18 protein-coding genes are annotated in these 14,450 nt (G+C 62.5%); 9 read left to right on the forward strand and 9 right to left on the reverse strand.

All coding sequences use genetic code 11. The features are described 5' to 3' along the window. Positions 1 to 4: 4 nt before the first annotated feature. The 3 genes from QTI33_RS09000 to QTI33_RS09010 all read right to left on the reverse strand — a co-directional run bounded on the left by QTI33_RS09000 (position 5) and on the right by QTI33_RS09010 (position 3,400). On the reverse strand, positions 5 to 448 hold the full coding sequence (locus QTI33_RS09000; RefSeq protein ID WP_286505438.1) for a hypothetical protein: 444 nt from the start codon (positions 446 to 448) through the stop codon (positions 5 to 7). Continuing rightward, positions 429 to 818, reverse strand: coding sequence for a hypothetical protein (locus tag QTI33_RS09005; RefSeq protein WP_286505439.1), 390 nt, complete (start codon positions 816 to 818; stop codon positions 429 to 431). Before QTI33_RS09005 ends, QTI33_RS09000 begins: the two co-directional genes overlap by 20 nt. 140 nt (positions 819 to 958) lie before the next feature. Next, on the reverse strand, positions 959 to 3,400 hold the full coding sequence (locus tag QTI33_RS09010; RefSeq protein WP_286505441.1) for a catalase: 2,442 nt from the start codon (positions 3,398 to 3,400) through the stop codon (positions 959 to 961). Positions 3,401 to 3,749: 349 nt separating this feature from the next. Here QTI33_RS09010 and QTI33_RS09015 point away from each other — a divergent pair, with 349 nt between their 5' ends. Together QTI33_RS09015 and QTI33_RS09020 are read left to right on the forward strand one after the other, a co-directional pair. Further along, on the forward strand, positions 3,750 to 4,091 hold the full coding sequence (locus QTI33_RS09015) for a PRC-barrel domain-containing protein (protein WP_286505442.1): 342 nt from the start codon (positions 3,750 to 3,752) through the stop codon (positions 4,089 to 4,091). Between the two features lie 180 nt (positions 4,092 to 4,271). Next, positions 4,272 to 4,577, forward strand: coding sequence for a hypothetical protein (locus QTI33_RS09020; RefSeq protein WP_286505443.1), 306 nt, complete (start codon positions 4,272 to 4,274; stop codon positions 4,575 to 4,577). Between the two features lie 178 nt (positions 4,578 to 4,755). Here the strand turns inward: QTI33_RS09020 and QTI33_RS09025 are convergent, their stop codons facing one another. The 5 genes from QTI33_RS09025 to QTI33_RS09040 all read right to left on the reverse strand — a co-directional run bounded on the left by QTI33_RS09025 (position 4,756) and on the right by QTI33_RS09040 (position 8,431). Beyond that, the gene (locus QTI33_RS09025; protein ID WP_286505444.1) at positions 4,756 to 5,730 is read right to left on the reverse strand and encodes a hypothetical protein; all 975 of its coding nucleotides are present in this window, start codon (positions 5,728 to 5,730) and stop codon (positions 4,756 to 4,758) included. A gap of 30 nt (positions 5,731 to 5,760) precedes the next feature. Continuing rightward, complete coding sequence (locus QTI33_RS09030) at positions 5,761 to 6,213, reverse strand: response regulator (protein ID WP_286505445.1); 453 nt, start codon at positions 6,211 to 6,213, stop codon at positions 5,761 to 5,763. 23 nt (positions 6,214 to 6,236) lie between these two features. Then, the gene (locus QTI33_RS35125; protein WP_353506317.1) at positions 6,237 to 6,440 is read right to left on the reverse strand and encodes a DUF3606 domain-containing protein; all 204 of its coding nucleotides are present in this window, start codon (positions 6,438 to 6,440) and stop codon (positions 6,237 to 6,239) included. Positions 6,441 to 6,774: 334 nt separating this feature from the next. Beyond that, entirely contained in the window at positions 6,775 to 6,996 is a 222-nt protein-coding gene (locus QTI33_RS09035; protein ID WP_286505447.1) for a hypothetical protein, read from the reverse strand. Positions 6,997 to 7,816: 820 nt separating this feature from the next. Continuing rightward, positions 7,817 to 8,431, reverse strand: a complete 615-nt coding sequence (locus tag QTI33_RS09040) for an ATP-dependent DNA ligase (protein WP_286505448.1) — start codon at positions 8,429 to 8,431, stop codon at positions 7,817 to 7,819. Positions 8,432 to 8,576: 145 nt separating this feature from the next. On the opposite strand from QTI33_RS09040, the gene QTI33_RS09045 reads away from it, so the two are divergent. From QTI33_RS09045 to QTI33_RS09065, 6 genes are all read left to right on the forward strand, one after another. Beyond that, the gene (locus tag QTI33_RS09045) at positions 8,577 to 8,756 is read left to right on the forward strand and encodes a DUF3606 domain-containing protein (RefSeq protein WP_286505449.1); all 180 of its coding nucleotides are present in this window, start codon (positions 8,577 to 8,579) and stop codon (positions 8,754 to 8,756) included. A 139-nt stretch (positions 8,757 to 8,895) separates the two neighbouring features. Continuing rightward, the gene (locus tag QTI33_RS09050; protein ID WP_286505450.1) at positions 8,896 to 10,209 is read left to right on the forward strand and encodes a cation:proton antiporter domain-containing protein; all 1,314 of its coding nucleotides are present in this window, start codon (positions 8,896 to 8,898) and stop codon (positions 10,207 to 10,209) included. Between the two features lie 40 nt (positions 10,210 to 10,249). Beyond that, complete coding sequence (locus tag QTI33_RS35130; RefSeq protein WP_353506318.1) at positions 10,250 to 10,417, forward strand: phospholipase D-like domain-containing protein; 168 nt, start codon at positions 10,250 to 10,252, stop codon at positions 10,415 to 10,417. Continuing rightward, entirely contained in the window at positions 10,353 to 10,577 is a 225-nt protein-coding gene (locus QTI33_RS09055) for a phospholipase D-like domain-containing protein (RefSeq protein ID WP_286505451.1), read from the forward strand. Before QTI33_RS35130 ends, QTI33_RS09055 begins: the two co-directional genes overlap by 65 nt. 246 nt (positions 10,578 to 10,823) lie before the next feature. Next, positions 10,824 to 11,321 carry a hemerythrin domain-containing protein gene (locus QTI33_RS09060; RefSeq protein WP_286505454.1) on the forward strand — a complete coding sequence of 166 codons (498 nt, stop codon included), beginning with the start codon at positions 10,824 to 10,826 and terminating at the stop codon, positions 11,319 to 11,321. A 16-nt stretch (positions 11,322 to 11,337) separates the two neighbouring features. Beyond that, positions 11,338 to 11,925 carry a DUF1003 domain-containing protein gene (locus QTI33_RS09065; protein WP_286505455.1) on the forward strand — a complete coding sequence of 196 codons (588 nt, stop codon included), beginning with the start codon at positions 11,338 to 11,340 and terminating at the stop codon, positions 11,923 to 11,925. Between the two features lie 1,117 nt (positions 11,926 to 13,042). Here QTI33_RS09065 and QTI33_RS09070 read toward each other — a convergent pair. Beyond that, complete coding sequence (locus QTI33_RS09070) at positions 13,043 to 13,654, reverse strand: ParB-like protein (protein WP_286505456.1); 612 nt, start codon at positions 13,652 to 13,654, stop codon at positions 13,043 to 13,045. Between the two features lie 70 nt (positions 13,655 to 13,724). Here QTI33_RS09070 and QTI33_RS09075 point away from each other — a divergent pair, with 70 nt between their 5' ends. Further along, positions 13,725 to 14,216 carry a DUF421 domain-containing protein gene (locus QTI33_RS09075; protein ID WP_286505457.1) on the forward strand — a complete coding sequence of 164 codons (492 nt, stop codon included), beginning with the start codon at positions 13,725 to 13,727 and terminating at the stop codon, positions 14,214 to 14,216. The last annotated feature ends 234 nt before the right edge of the window (positions 14,217 to 14,450 follow it).

Raw genomic sequence — 14,450 nt, forward strand, 5'->3', positions numbered from 1 at the left:
CGGACTACGCGTCACCCCCGCGTGGATTGACCCGCGGTTCGGCAGGCGTTCGAATGGCGGAAGCTACCTCACCGGCAATGTTGCTCGCCTTGAACACCAGGGCGACGGCCGCCCCGAGCGACAGCAAGCGCCAGGGCCGAAGCACAACCAGCAGGCTGCCGAAGCCTGCGCCATACCCCACCAAGCGCGCCGGGTTTCGCCGGGCGTAGCGCTCTAAGCCAGGTTCTAGCAACTCCAGCGCGGAACTCACAGGGTGGCGGCGCCACCAGCGGCTCACAAAAGCTGCACCGCCGCGTGCTGATAAAGGCCGGACAGGTTCGGGCAAAGGTTGATCGATCGAGCCGTCCAACCGCCCTCCGCCCGGATCGCCCATGGCGGCCAACAATTCCGCCCGGGAGAGCGCGAGCTTCTCCTTCGGACTCAGAGATTCAGACGGAACGTGCTTCATTGAAATCCTTTGCGAGGCGCAGGGCCCTGAGGTCGAGTTCAACCTCCTCCCGCACATCCTTGACATCCTGCGGGACCCTGGACCGGACGGCCATGAAACCGCTTGTGAGGGCACACAGCCACGCGAGCGCAGGGACCAGCGCCAACACCCAGTGAAAGCGGCCGTAGAGGAAGCCGAGCATGACTGCGACGCCCGTCAATCCCAGCGCGAGAAGGAGGGAGATCACGGCCACGACGCCAGCGCTGATCTGAATGAGCAGGCCTTTGCCTGCATCCTTCGCTTCGCATCGAAGCAGGGCCATATAGTTGGCCAGGTGCCGCACCACCAGGTCCGGATGCTTGAGAGCGGTCTTGAAGAAGGGGTGGATCATTCGAAGCCGGCGAGTGCAGGCAGGATTGCGCCATTTCCCCCATCAGCAACTGGCGATCGGACAACTAATTCATTGACGTGCGCATCGGCGGGCCGCTGCACCCAGAACCGAATTCGAAGCCAGGTCCGCCCGGAGCACCGTCAAGGCTTGGGCGGATCATTCTCGCGTCCGAAGTGCCTAGGCCCTCCGATCGCGCCGATGAAGTCGATGATCGCGGCGTCGGCATCTGCGACGTCGGCCAGAATCAGTCCCGGGTCCGCGGAGCCGTCAGGCAGCGTCATCGGAATCTGCGCTTCGGATAGCAACGCCTGCGAGGCGCCGAAGGAAAGGATGGTCTTGCAGTGCCAGTACTGGGCGCGCACGAACTCGAGCGTATGGGCATCCGCATCCAGCGCCTCCACCGCCCCTGCGCCATCCGGGAGCACCAGGGCATCGAACAGGAAACCGGGCGCGTTCTCCATGGTCGCATCGGCCGCGAATTTCTCGCCGCCGAGGCCCACATAGGTCCCAAGACGCGCGCCGATGAGGCGGGGCACGGCACCGGCGGCCACCAGTGCAGAGACCACTTTCCCGAGCGATGCTCCTTCGACGCCCTGCGCGACGAGCACCGCAACCTTGCGGGTGCGAATGCCGCCATCCCCGGGTCGGGCCAGGAGCGACAACGCGGGGGAGCTCTCAACCTCTGGGGCCATAGGATTCTCAAGGGCCTTGGGCAGGGGGGTCGGCAACTCCATTCCCAGGTCCTGCGCCAGTCGCGCCGCCAGGTCGGGTGAAGCGTTGATCAGGCTGGCGACCATGCGCTCTCGAATGGCCGGAACGGTGACCTTGGAGAGTTCGAAGCGGAAGGCGTTGCCGATGTGTGCCTTCTCGGCTTCGGACTGGCTCTCGAAGAACAGGCGCGCCTGGGTGTAGTGGTCAGCGAACTTCTCGGGCTTGATGCGGACCTTGTCGGCGCTTTCCTGGGCATCGATGCGCCGCGCCACGCTGGTGAAGCCCTGGGCCGCGCCGGCCTGGAACGGACAGCCGCCGGCCAGCGAGTTGGGTTCATAGGCGACCCGGCCGCGGTGGATCGCCTGGCGGTGCATGCCGTCGCGCTGATTATTGTGGACTTGGGCGACCGGCGCGTTGATCGGCAGTTCGTGGAAGTTGGGGCCGCCGAGCCGGCTGATCTGCGTGTCGACGTATGAGTGGATGCGCCCTGCCAGCAGAGGGTCGTTGGTGAAGTCGAGTCCCGGCACGATATGGGCCGTGCAGAACGCCACTTGCTCGGTCTCGGCGAAGAAGTTGTCGGGATTGCGGTTCAGCACCATGCGGCCGACTACCTGCACCGGGACCAGCTCTTCGGGAACAATCTTGGTCGCATCCAGGATGTCGAAGCTGAACTGCTCTGCCTGCTGCTCCGTAAAGACCTGCAGGCCCAGTTCCCATTCGGGGTATTCGCCGGCCTCGATCGCCTCCCACAGGTCGCGTCGGTGAAAGTCCGGATCGGCACCCGAGATCTTCACGGCCTCCTCCCACACCTGGGAATGCGTGCCGAGCTTGGGCTGCCAATGGAACTTGACGAGGACGGACTCTCCCGCGTCGTTGACCATTCTGAACGTGTGGACGCCGAAGCCTTGCATCATCCGGTAGCTGCGCGGAATCGCGCGGTCTGACATCAGCCACATCAGCATGTGGGTCGACTCCGGCATCAACGAGACGAAATCCCAGAAAGTGTCGTGGGCGCTCGCCGCCTGCGGCATCTGATGGTGCGGCTCGGGCTTGACCGCGTGGACCAGGTCCGGAAACTTGATCGCGTCCTGGATGAAGAACACGGGCATGTTGTTGCCCACCAGGTCCCAGTTGCCTTCGTCGGTGTAGAACTTGACGGCGAAGCCGCGCACGTCGCGCGCCGTGTCCTTGGAGCCGCGCTCGCCCGCGACGGTGGAAAAGCGCACGAACACCGGCGTGACTTTCCCGGCTTCCTTGAAGGGCGCGGCCTTGGTGAGTTTCGTAAGCGGTTCGTAGCACTCAAAAAATCCGTGCGCGCCGGAGCCGCGGGCGTGCACGATGCGTTCGGGGATCCGCTCGTGGTCGAAGTGCGTGATCTTCTCGCGCAGGATGAAGTCCTCGAGCAGCGCCGGGCCGCGCGGGCCGGCCTTCAATGAGTTTTGGTTGTCGGCGATCGCCACGCCCTGGTTGGTCGTCAGCACCTGCCCAGCCGAATCGACCCGGACGCGGTCGAGCGTGTCGATCGTGGCGTTGACGCCTTCGAGGGCCGCCGTCCCTGTTTTGTTCGAGACGTTCTGCTCGGACAGCGTGCTAGCGCTGGGCATCCGCGATGGTGGGGCCACGGTTGCGCCGACGGGCGCCGCTTGCGCGTTGGCCTCGCCGTATTCGAAAGGCTTGTTGGGATTGAATGGCATCCCCGCTGCCGTGGCGCCAGTGTCGATCGCTTTTTGCGTGGGCGCATCGTCCTTGCCAGCGCCCGGCGGCGGCGGTGTCGCGGGGGCACTGTCAGTGTTGCGGGCGGCGGCATGGGCCGCGTCTAGTTCTGCGACAGAGAGGTTAAAGGGAGGGGGCGGGGGGGATTTCTTGGCCATGGTTGTCTCGACTAAAACCACCACAGTAGGCCGATTCTTCCTCCCAGTTTGTAGGAGCGCGCCTCAGAAAAACCAAACCAGCAGTGCTCACAAATCTGCAAAACGGTCAGCAGAAAAGAGGGCCAAGGATGGGGGAATTAGCACCGCGTGGTTGCGTCGCAGCCCCCGCCCCTAATTGCGGCAGTGCAGCAAGCAATGGCTTCGTCAGCGAGATGCCGGGCGCACACCTACAGGGAGTGTGCCGGCCCGCTGATCTTGGCGCGAGAGCCGTGGGGCGATACCTGTTGGCTGGGCTTTGCATTCGAGGTCGTCGCCCCCCAGCGGTGCCGGCTGTACAAGGAAGCTTCCAATGGCTATCTCTACTGACAACGTCATCTCCTCAGAGCGGGTCGAAGGGACCTCGGTCTACAACGCCGGGGGTGAAAAGCTCGGCACGATCGATGATTTGATGATCGATAAGGTCTCGGGCCAAGTGCGCTACGCAGTGTTGGAGGTCGGCGGATTTTTGGGCATGGGCACAGACCGCTACCCCATTCCCTGGAACATGCTGAAGTACGACACATCCCAGGATGGGTATGTCGTGCCGCTGGATAAGGCCCAACTCGAAGGCGCACCGCGCTACGGAAGCGACTCCGTGCCTGATTACGACGACGCCTATCGTACGGGTGTGGACAAATACTACGGCCTTTGAATACGATGGGCATGCGCGTCCATCCCCGGACGTTTGCAAACCCCAACCGGGGCAGCCAACGACCAGCCGAACGGCACAGCGGCATGCGTTTTGACTGCAGGCAGCAAGCGGCACCTCGGGTGCCGTTTGTCTTGCTCTAGCGCGAAAACGAAGGGTTGGCCCCCTCCTCCGGAGACTGGCATGGCACAAGAACCGAAGAAGACTGTGCTCGCACGAGAGATGCGGCCACGGCCGAAAGCAGGCGCGCCGCCAAGCGCACCTCTGTCCGGCGGGAGCAGCCATGACGATATCAGCGGCTCTGCCCCCGAGAAACGTATGTGCGACGCGTCACGAAAGATCGAGCCGCCCGTCAGCCCTAAGACCCCTCGATCACCTACGGATGAAGAAGTCGCTCAAGACCTCCTCGAGGAAATTCGAGCGCAGATCAAGGAGATCGAGAAACTTGAAGCTGATCTCAGGCGCGAAAACCTGCGCCGTCTTCATTAGATGGGGATAGTCCGTTTCGGCACCTCGCCATCTTTCGGGCTCGCCCCCGCGGGGAACAAGAGCGAGCTGAGACGTCCCCCTACCGCATGAAAAGCGCGATGAGAATGATGATTGGAATGGGCACCCCGAGCAGCAGAAGTAGAAGTGAGCGCATATCTGAATCTCCAGGTTTGGCCGGTCAACGATCGCGGCGACGTCCGCCATAAGTCGCGGCCAAGGAAGCCACGAAAGCGCCGATCAGCAGTGAAATGAAGAGCCACAAAGACGCGTACGCTGAGGCTTTTCGGGCCGCATCGGCCGCGGCTTTCGCTTTGGCTTCAGCCTCATTAAGGACCGCTTGTGCTTTGGCATACGTTTCATTCACGCGCTTCTCGGCGTCTTGCGGGGCCAAGCCGGTACGCTGGGCGACCACCTGAGCAACGTACTTCGAATCTTCAGCAGGAAGGGAACCGCTGCGGATACTGTTCAAGAAGATTCGTGTCACTTCGGCCGAGGACGCTGCATTGCCGCGGTCCTGGGCCGCCCCATCGCTCGCTGCGCTACTCCCCTCGGCCGGCGCCTTCGACGTAGCTGCCGTCGCATCCTTCCGGAAGAGAGTGTCGACGAAATAGTTCAAGGGGTTGGGTGAAGCGCCCGAACTGGAGGCTGAGCCAGCGGCCCCGGCCGCGCCTGCAGCGCCGGCGGCCGTTGCGGCACCGCCGATCGCAGAAGCGCCTGCTTGCGCACCGGCGCCGACGATGGAGCCGACCACCGAACTGAGCAGCGCTGCGGTCGCCAGCGTCGCCACCCCCCAAGCCAGGAAACCATGGGCGGTATCGCGGAAGTACACCTCGTCCGTATGCACACCGGACCATTTCGTCCGAAGGCGCCCCGCCAAATAGCCACCCATGCCCGATGCAGCAAGCTGGGTGAAGGTGATCCAGACGATGGTTGCGACCCCGATCGCCTTGGCGCTCGCGCCCTGCGAAGCCCATGGGCTGATCGATGACAGCCCAAGGCCGGAGCCCAAGAGGATGAGAATGAGCGACAGGGACGCGGCGCCGGACGCCCCCGCCAGGATGGCGCCCCATGAGACGCCGCTGGGGGCGGTCTCAGGAAGAACTCGGGAAGAGCCTCCAATCGAATGCTCGAGGTTTTCGCGGTAGTCTGTCATTGCCTCGCCTCCTATGTGAAGCGGACAATGTCAACATCGGCTGCCACCTTCGCGGTCGGCGGCGCTCTTTTTTTCAGGTAGGCGCCCATCTATTGCCGCTTCGGTCAAGGGAGGCCGATTTGCCTGTAGGCAGAATTCGAAAAACTCGTCGAGTTGTGTCGACTTATCGAAAAACGCATCCGCGCCGGCATCGAAGCATAATTTGCGCACACTCTCAGTGGAATAATTGGTTAGGACAGCGACGCGCTGATGGGTCTCGCGCCCTTGGCACCACCGTACGACCTCAATCCCAGAGCCTTCAGCCAGGAAAAGATCCACCACCGCCAGGTCCCACTCCCCTTTGTGTCCTGCGAGCCACTGGACAGCTTCCCCTTCAGACTGAGCAATTGCCAAGACATTTGCATCGCCAAGATCCGCCAACGCGGGGATTAGATGATCACGGATTTTCTCGTTGTCTTCGACCAAGAAGACGGCGAGCGGCATTTTTTCGCCCTCAGCATTGCCTCTTATTCCCATCGCTCTCCCCTATGAGGCTCAGACAACGGCCGGTCCAAGTACCGACGAACCTCAACCGGATTTTCGCCGACCGCTCGCATCGCCAACCTTAGATCTGTCTCTGTAACGCCCATCTTTCGACGCCAGTATTCAAGCTGCCAAGGCTCTTTCAAAACAATGACAGTGGGGTCGGCCGGAACTCGATAATGGTGCATCCTCTAAAGTCTTAAAGCCGAGGGGCCCCTCTGGCGCGGGACAAAATGTCGACTGGAGCTAAGAAAGCGCTGACAGGGTGAGAACCTGTGGAAATGGTCGGTAGCGTTTCTTTAGCTCACCGCGAGGGTGAGGACGTGACGAAGAGCGGTTTGAATAGATGGCAGGCTGGCTGCTCGCAAGCCCCTCGTGGGTACGGTGGTCGCTGACATATGCGCGCACTAGCTCAAGTCCCTCCTGCTGTCGGCGCTTTCCTCATCACGTATCGTTAGCCCGCGGCGCAGGGTCACTTATTCTTCTTTGCGTCTTTTATTGCTTGGAGCAATGCTTCGGGCGTCAGTTGGCTGTTGGAGTTCTTGACTTAAGTGGGAGATAAAGGCCCTCGTCGCGCAAAGTCAGCAATGCGCTGAAATTCACTTTCTTGAACTCGTGCGACATCACGGCCAGGAATTCGTTGCGCAGCGCATGCGCGCCTCGAGTTGTGCACGCACATGCTTCTCGGCCGCGAGCAGATCCTCCCGCCAAGGTGTCGACCTCGTGGCCGAGGCTCACTAGCATGGCGCGGCTTTAGGGCCGAGCCGGCGAATAGGCAGACGCTGAGCAAGCTGAAGCTCCCGCTTGCCATTGCGAACCCTGACGCGTCCGTGCCAGGGCCGAATGGTTGCAAACCGCCCCCAGCCCAGCGAAAATCGTCCACACTACGGACCGCGACGGCAACTGCACAATCAGCCTTCCTGCCCGGGAGTGAGGAAATCACAACGGACCCTTCGGGTCCGTTGTGATTTCGGACTTCAGCGGGTTTTCGGCTATCGGGACTAAGATTCGATCCATGACCTTTGCGGACCTGCCCGTGGGTGCCAAGTTCCGGTTCTTCCGACGCAGCACCGCGCTAACGAAGACTTCGAATAGCGGCTACACCAAGCCCGGGTTTCGGCAGGAGGAAGCGCCACCGGACATTGAGGTGCTGCCCGTTGATGAACTTCCGCCGCCACCCGCCCGGACTGCACCGGCGCGGGAAGACGCCGCCCTAGTCAACCAGGCCCTAGACGAGCTCGAAGCGCGGGGCGGGAACACGCCAAAAGTGGCTGCCGCGCGCCAAGCGCTGCGCCGGCTGGCGGCCCTGGCCAGCCGGAGATCGGCCGCTAGGGCGTAAGGCCCACCTAAGCCGTTTCTGTGGTCTCTGGCCAGTTGGCGAGAAGCTTCCGAAGTGAGCAGCCGAACTTTGAGAGCCGAAGGCGCCAGCAGCTCAAGAGACGGGAACCCGACGGGCAGACGAGCAGGGACTCCGAACGACGGGTGAACACTAGGGGCCCCTAGCGGAACGGATTCAAGAAAGCCCTGCACGTGGGGGCCAACGTCGGGGCGCTATTCGCTACCGCTAGAACCGCTGCGCCGGCACAGCGCCCTCCCGTCTCACCTTCACCCAGTGCCGGCTGCGTGTGCCAGGCACGTAGATGCTGTCGTCGCGCTTGGCCACCAGGCCCTCTAGCTTCAGCCCCAGCACGGCGTCGTTGAAGATGCGCGGGATGTCATCGCTGAAGTAACCAACGACCAGGACGTTATCAGGGTGCGGGTCCAGCAGTTCGCCGAGGAGCGCCTTGCGCTGCAAGAGCGTGTAGTGAGTGACGTCGATTCCATGGTCGACCAAGAGGTCAAAGATGGCGTATCCAACGGGATCGCAGCCCTTAAACCAGCGGCGTCGGCGGGCGCGAATCTGCAAACGGTCGAAGTCGGAGCGGCCGATCTCGTCGAACACGCAGACCTCACCATCGGTCACGTAAGGCCCGCCACGGATCGCGGCCAAGCTGTTCGCAACCTCGGGGAACCAGCTTGTCGCGTTGGCACCCCCCCGCGTGCGCAACCTGCACTCGCCGTCTCCGAACATCGCAGTGAGGCGGTAGCCGTCGTACTGGATCTCGAAGAGCCAGCCCGGCGCGGTTAAGGGCAAGGGCCGGTGGTCGAGAAGCATTGGCGGGTAATGGGCGAGGTCCATGGGATGGGACAGTTCCATGCCGGTGAGGCATTGGCTGTCAGAAGAACGCGCAAAATGGGCTATGACCTTGCCTAAGCACTGGACCGAGACTCTCCTGGAGCTGGCTCTCGAGGAGCAGCGTGCTCGACAAGCGAAGGAGATTGCCATGGCAGATGACCCGAAGAAGACCGGCCTCGATCGAAAGCTGATCGCCCTGAATGAGCCGCACGAGGTCCGCAGCTGGACCGAGGCCTTCGGAGTAGACGAACAGACCCTGAGGGCGGCCGTAGCCGCCGTGGGCAACTCCGCGGAGAAGGTGCGCGAGTATCTCTTCGAAAGAAAATGACGGTCGATAGGGAGGCCCACTATCCAACACTCGAGTTTGCCGGCGATCGACATAGTGATCCGCGACCGTGATGGCGCCAGCCACCCGCACCGCCACTGGTTCCTGATGGCGGCGACCCGCAACTGACGCTAGGCTCGACATGTCGGCGGCAACATGGGACCTGCTCATCGGAGCGTTGCTGATCCTCATGGCGCTGTCGGGCACCTTGCTACGGGCGCTTCCCGTCAGTGCGGCAGCGCTCTATCTGCTCATCGGGCTGGCCGTGGGCCCGGGCGGCCTGGGCCTGCTTCAGCTAGACCTGGCGTCGGACGCCCACTTCATCGAGCACGTCACCGAGGGCGCAGTTCTGGTGTCCCTGTTCGCGGTCGGCTTGCGGCTGCGGATTCGCCGGCAGCTGTCGAGTTGGCTGCTGCCGGCGTCGCTGGCCACGATGGGCATGGTGCTCACGGTTGCCATGATGACCGCCGCTGGATTAGCTCTTCACTGGAGCCTGGCCGGTGCGTTGCTGCTGGCGGCGATCCTCGCGCCCACCGACCCGGTGCTCGCATCCGACGTGCAGGTGCGTCATGAGAACGATGCAGACGAGCTGCGCTTCGCCCTCACCGCTGAGGGAGGACTCAATGACGGCGCAGCCTTCCCATTGGTGCTACTAGCGCTCGGCCTGCTCGGTACGCACACGCTGGGTGCCGCTGGATTGCGCTGGCTCGCGCTCGACGTCGTGTGGGCCATCGCGGGCGGCATGGCGCTCGGATGGACCTGCGGCGCGGCCTTCACGCGGCTGACGCTCTACCTGCAGACGAGCAAGCGGCAGGCGCTTGGCATGGAAAGCTTTCTGGCGCTCGGCCTGATTGCGCTCACCTATGGCGTCGCGTTGCATGCATCGGTCTATGGCTTCCTTGCTGTGTTCTTCGCGGGTCTGGGAATGCGCAATGTACAAGCGGCAGCGGTGGCGCAAGTGGAGGACGCGATGGACGCCAACCGGCGTGTCAAAGCTCCCTTGACAAACGCCGAGGTCAAGGCCCGAGCCGAGACCGCCGGAGCGATCACGCGCGAGGTCCTCGACTTCGCAAAGGAGCTTGAGAAATTCGTGGAGCTCGGCGCCATGCTGGTGATCGGCTTCCTCCTGCGTCCGGCCATGTTCACGGGACGCAACCTGCTCCTCGCCGCGTTGCTGCTCGCCGTGGCAAGGCCTGTCGCCGTTTATCTCGCGACACGAGGCCGCCAGTGGACCGCCGGCCAGCGCCGCCTGGGCGCCTGGTTCGGCATCCGGGGCGTGGGCTCCGTCTACTACTTGGCCTACGCCTCGGCCCATGGCGCGGCGGGCCCTGAACTCGAGGAGACGGCCGGCGTGGTGCTCGTCACCATCGCAGTGTCGGTGCTGCTGCACGGGGCTTCCGCAGCGCCGCTGATGCGTCTGTATCGTTCGACCCGCAAGCGTCGTGCGGAGCCCTAGGGGCCTCGCCGAACAAGGAGACCTTTACCATTCGCAGACCGTGCGCGGCGCCTCGCGCGCATCCTGGAGGCCTTGGCTCGAGGCGGGCGTCAGATCAGCGAATACCAGCCCACGATGTTTCCATTGCAAGGTCTTCACGGTGGATGGCCTTCTTGTTTCGGTGGGCTCGACCAACTTCGACAACCGGTCGTTTCGCCTTAAACGATAAGGCCGACCTCAACATCTACGACGAGGCCTTTGCCACGGCGCAGACGGTGCAGTTCAAGAAAGATCTTGCGCAGTTCCGTCGGATGACTTCGAGGCATGATCGCCCCTTCCATGAGAAGCTGCTCGAGCACGCTGCGGCGCTGATCTCGAACCAACTCTAGACCGCCGCACGGCGCACGTTCATCGCAGGGCACCTTGCGTGCGTAAGGCCTGCTCGCCGGCGGTCAATCGCCCTAGGAGCCTGGAACCACCACCGCTCTGCCGCTGTCCGTCAGGCGCAGGCTGTCGCGACTTCTGCGCTCGCACCGCGTCGGTGTTCTTGCGCGTGCGAATGGGAGCGGCGCCTACGAACTCCAATCATCGCCGTCTTCATCATGCGTTGCCCCACACCTCACAACGAAGGATAAATGATGACCACCACCAAGCGCGCCGCGCCCGACGCGTGCAGCCTTCTCGATGCCGATCACCGCAAGGTCAAGAAGCTGTTCGGCGACTATGAGACGCTCACGAAGTCGAAGGCCGCCAGTGCCGGACAGAAGAAGCGGGACCTCGCTACCGAGATTTGCATGGAACTCACGGTCCATGCCCAGATCGAGGAAGAAATCTTCTATCCCGCGCTGCGCAACGCAATCAAGGCCACCGACCTGCTGGATGAGGCCGAGGTCGAGCACGCCACCGTCAAGGATCTGATCGCGCAGTTGGAGTCGGCAGCCAACGTCGACGACATGTTCGATGCCAAGGTAAAGGTGCTCGGCGAGTACATCGATCACCATGTGAAGGAGGAGCGCAACGAAATCTTCGTCAAGGCGCGGGCCGCGCGCAGCCTCGACTTGGTCAGCATGCGCGAACAACTCGCAGCCCGGAAGGAAGAGCTTATGGACGAGCTCACGGGCGCGACGGCCTGAACCGCTCGAAGGCAGCATGCATGTCCCGAAGGCCACGGATGCAGACGTGAGGGCCGGCGCGGAGGGGCCAAGCCAGCCGACGAGCGGTGCCTCACGTCCCGCTCCTTCGCTCGAGACCCTGACCGAGCGCAACATCGAGTCGATTTTGTGCCTCGAAGACAAGGAGCGTGCCGCCAAGCCGAGGCTGTACAAGATGGTGTCGGCCGTAGCGGCTTTTTGCGGTACGGTCGCCTTCCTCTGGGCCAACCTCGCCGTGTTCGCGATCTGGATCGCGCTGAACGAATCGATCGTGAAATTCGATCCGTACCCGTTCACATTCCTCCTGTTCATCGTCTCGCTGGAGGCGATCTTTCTTTCCGTCCTCATCCTCATCAGCCAGAACATGGCGGCGGAGGAGAACGAGCGACGGCATCACCTAGACCTGCAGATCAACCTTCTGAACGAGCGCGAGATGACGGCCCTGCTGCGGCTCGTCACCCGCATGGCCACCAAGCTGGGTGTCGAGGGCGAGGACCAGCGCGAGGTCCGTACCTTGACGGAGGACACGAATCCGAGCGAGGTGTTGCATCAGATCGTGCGGGCGGAGTCGGCGCACAATCGCTGAGCGCAACTAGCCTCAACTACCGAAAGACGTGCGTTTGCGAGGCCGTCGCCTGCCGGCGCTAGATCTCCCGTGTTGGCGGTGCGGGCACGGCTAGGAAATCCTTCGCTAAGGGGGCCTGATGACGCCGAACGCGCCGCGACCGGCGCAGGATGAAGGTCCCGACGATGGCATCATCGGTCCCTGAGTCTGCGATCTGCGCCATTCCGGTCTGTCAAGGCGCCATGTGATGGCGGGCCCTGACGTCTAAAGCCAGCAAAAAATGCACGCAGGCGTTGCGCAAGACTCGGTTATGGTTCGCTCGTCCCCATGCAAACCACGGGCCATTCGAAAGATGGAATGCGTGCTAGGCCCACGAAGCTCCTGCCAACTTTGCTGTCATGCCCACTCAAGACACTGTTTCCGCTTCGCTGAATCCGGAAGCCCCGCGTTCGATACATGACGCGCGCCGAGCCGGTCGCGCCTCATCGGATGAGCACGCCGAACCGGCTAGCCGTTTCGGCGCGGCGGCCAGTATCGTCGACCGCCTCGACCTGCGACCGTTACACATGTGTACGCGTCGGCCCTGGTGGAGGCTTTGGTAGCGCCGACGCTGGTGCCTCGCCTGCCGGAGTCCATGCAATTCGCGCGCACGCACCGGCGCGCGCCCGCAGCCTGCGCTTTGACCCTCAGAGGTTTAGCTTCAGTTCAGGAGCGCGCTCCATCATGAATTCACCTCCGACCACATTGGTCTTGCCCCCCTTCGGCGGGCCTTTCTTGACTGCGCAGGCTTACGAGAGGGTCACCATCGGCGATATCTTGAACGACGACGCCTCGGAGTTTGAGTACTGAGCATGGACCGTGCTCGTCGAGATTAAGCCACCAGGCGAAGCGTTAACAGAAATGCCGGGTAGCACTGTCCACCTCGCGCCTTGACCCGGTCAGCGCGCGACTCGCGATGTGCAAGAAGGCCCCAGACTTCATCGTCGACGACTGGCTCGCCAGCACTCCCGCCGGCGAGCGCAGACTCTCCGGGCCATAGCGGCCAAAGTCGACCAGTATCAGTCTGCAACCGCTGACGCTCAGTCCGTTCCGATCCCTTAAATGCGACGCACCATTGCGTCGCGAGCTCCCCTTGCCGTCAAACGTGGCCTGGCCAGCCCGGCAGATACGAGCTCTTCTTCGAGCGGGCCAGGACGAGGGCGAAGCGCAGCGCCTTCTTAGGCTCTTCATCCATCAGCTTTCTCGGCACGGCACTTCGAAAATGGTTAGCCCACAGGAACTCCAGGAAGGGCGCGTCGGACTTTGCGATACCGCCGGCGTCCCGCACTTCACCCGCCAAGCTGCGGTATGGGTCGTTCTTGAGATCCTCGAAGTTGGTCGGAATCTTATCGAAGCCGCACCGCTTTCCGGTCTCGTCATACGGATGCACCCAGCTGTAGTGGTCCATGAAGATCCAGAAGTCGTCGAGATGGAGGCGCGACAAATCCTTCACCACGCCAACCAGCACGTTCTCGGATTTTTCCTTGATCAAAGCACCCGCAGTGTGATGATGATCAATGATGTAGAAATACTTCTTCGGACCCTTGATGACGGGGAAGAGTTCGTGGCTCATGGCCACCCGCCTCTCCTTGGCACCGAGCTTGTTCCATGACTCGCGCTTCTGCTCGACCTCCCTGAATCCGACGCTGATCTGTGTCGGTCGAAGAAGCCTGAGTTCCACTTCCTTGAGCTTGGAATCGATGCTGTACATGACGCACCCCGCTTGAGAAGAGCTCGAAATGATCGCGCCTTCCGCGGGTCCGACAAAGTAGGAGATGACCGTGTTTGAAATCATCCAGTTGGTGTTCGGCGAAGGTTCAGATCTCGCGGTCTGGCAGATGTCAGCACGCGCGGCCGTGGTCTTTGCCCTCGCGCTCGCGCTCATTCGTGCGTCGGGGCGGCGTTCGTTTGGTCAGCACACCCCTTTCGACGCCTGCATCACAGTGCTGCTCGGGGCCGTCTTGAGTCGAGCCGTGGTCGGCGCCTCGCCCTTCTTGGCTACGATGGCAGCGTCAACAGTACTCGTGTTCGTACATCGCGCGGTCGCCCTGGCGAGCACCCGATGGGCACGCTTCGACGATTTGGTGAACGGCAGGGAAATCGAAGTGGTGCGCGACGGGCAGGTCGACCCGGCCGCCATGCGTAGGGCCCTGCTCTCGCAGAGCAACCTTGAGGAGGCCATTCGGCAATCCATCGGCGACAAGAAGGTCTCAGATGTGGCCCGTGCGACTCTCGAGAGGGACGGGAAGGTCACCGTCCTCGCCAAGGACTGACCGCTTCGCATTCTGGTGCCGAAGATTCGAGCGACGACGCTGAGGCGCTGATGGTGTTGCTCCGCCGCTCAACCGGATACGACGTCCGAATAGCCGTCGAACCCGAAACGGTGTTCGGCCCGAGCAGGGCGACTGGAAAAGTTCAGCCATTCATGAATCACCACATTTCACAAACTCTAGATGCGAAGCAGCCTAAGCTCGACCTGGATAACGAAGAGCCTTCTGGCGACTTTC

Source organism: Variovorax davisae (assembly GCF_030316845.1).
Classification (GTDB): Bacteria; Pseudomonadota; Gammaproteobacteria; order Burkholderiales; family Burkholderiaceae_C; genus Variovorax; species Variovorax davisae.

What these genes read in the sequence shown, in the direction of transcription:
- QTI33_RS09000 (WP_286505438.1), bottom strand. Translation starts at nt 448, where the DNA reads ATGAAGCACGTTCCGTCTGAATCTCTGAGTCCGAAGGAGAAGCTCGCG.
- QTI33_RS09005 (WP_286505439.1), bottom strand. Translation starts at nt 818, where the DNA reads ATGATCCACCCCTTCTTCAAGACCGCTCTCAAGCATCCGGACCTGGTG.
- QTI33_RS09010 (WP_286505441.1), bottom strand. Translation starts at nt 3,400, where the DNA reads ATGGCCAAGAAATCCCCCCCGCCCCCTCCCTTTAACCTCTCTGTCGCA.
- QTI33_RS09015 (WP_286505442.1), top strand. Translation starts at nt 3,750, where the DNA reads ATGGCTATCTCTACTGACAACGTCATCTCCTCAGAGCGGGTCGAAGGG.
- QTI33_RS09020 (WP_286505443.1), top strand. Translation starts at nt 4,272, where the DNA reads ATGGCACAAGAACCGAAGAAGACTGTGCTCGCACGAGAGATGCGGCCA.
- QTI33_RS09025 (WP_286505444.1), bottom strand. Translation starts at nt 5,730, where the DNA reads ATGACAGACTACCGCGAAAACCTCGAGCATTCGATTGGAGGCTCTTCC.
- QTI33_RS09030 (WP_286505445.1), bottom strand. Translation starts at nt 6,213, where the DNA reads ATGCCGCTCGCCGTCTTCTTGGTCGAAGACAACGAGAAAATCCGTGAT.
- QTI33_RS35125 (WP_353506317.1), bottom strand. Translation starts at nt 6,440, where the DNA reads ATGCACCATTATCGAGTTCCGGCCGACCCCACTGTCATTGTTTTGAAA.
- QTI33_RS09035 (WP_286505447.1), bottom strand. Translation starts at nt 6,996, where the DNA reads ATGCTAGTGAGCCTCGGCCACGAGGTCGACACCTTGGCGGGAGGATCT.
- QTI33_RS09040 (WP_286505448.1), bottom strand. Translation starts at nt 8,431, where the DNA reads ATGGACCTCGCCCATTACCCGCCAATGCTTCTCGACCACCGGCCCTTG.
- QTI33_RS09045 (WP_286505449.1), top strand. Translation starts at nt 8,577, where the DNA reads ATGGCAGATGACCCGAAGAAGACCGGCCTCGATCGAAAGCTGATCGCC.
- QTI33_RS09050 (WP_286505450.1), top strand. Translation starts at nt 8,896, where the DNA reads ATGTCGGCGGCAACATGGGACCTGCTCATCGGAGCGTTGCTGATCCTC.
- QTI33_RS09055 (WP_286505451.1), top strand. Translation starts at nt 10,353, where the DNA reads ATGGCCTTCTTGTTTCGGTGGGCTCGACCAACTTCGACAACCGGTCGT.
- QTI33_RS09060 (WP_286505454.1), top strand. Translation starts at nt 10,824, where the DNA reads ATGATGACCACCACCAAGCGCGCCGCGCCCGACGCGTGCAGCCTTCTC.
- QTI33_RS09065 (WP_286505455.1), top strand. Translation starts at nt 11,338, where the DNA reads ATGCATGTCCCGAAGGCCACGGATGCAGACGTGAGGGCCGGCGCGGAG.
- QTI33_RS09070 (WP_286505456.1), bottom strand. Translation starts at nt 13,654, where the DNA reads ATGTACAGCATCGATTCCAAGCTCAAGGAAGTGGAACTCAGGCTTCTT.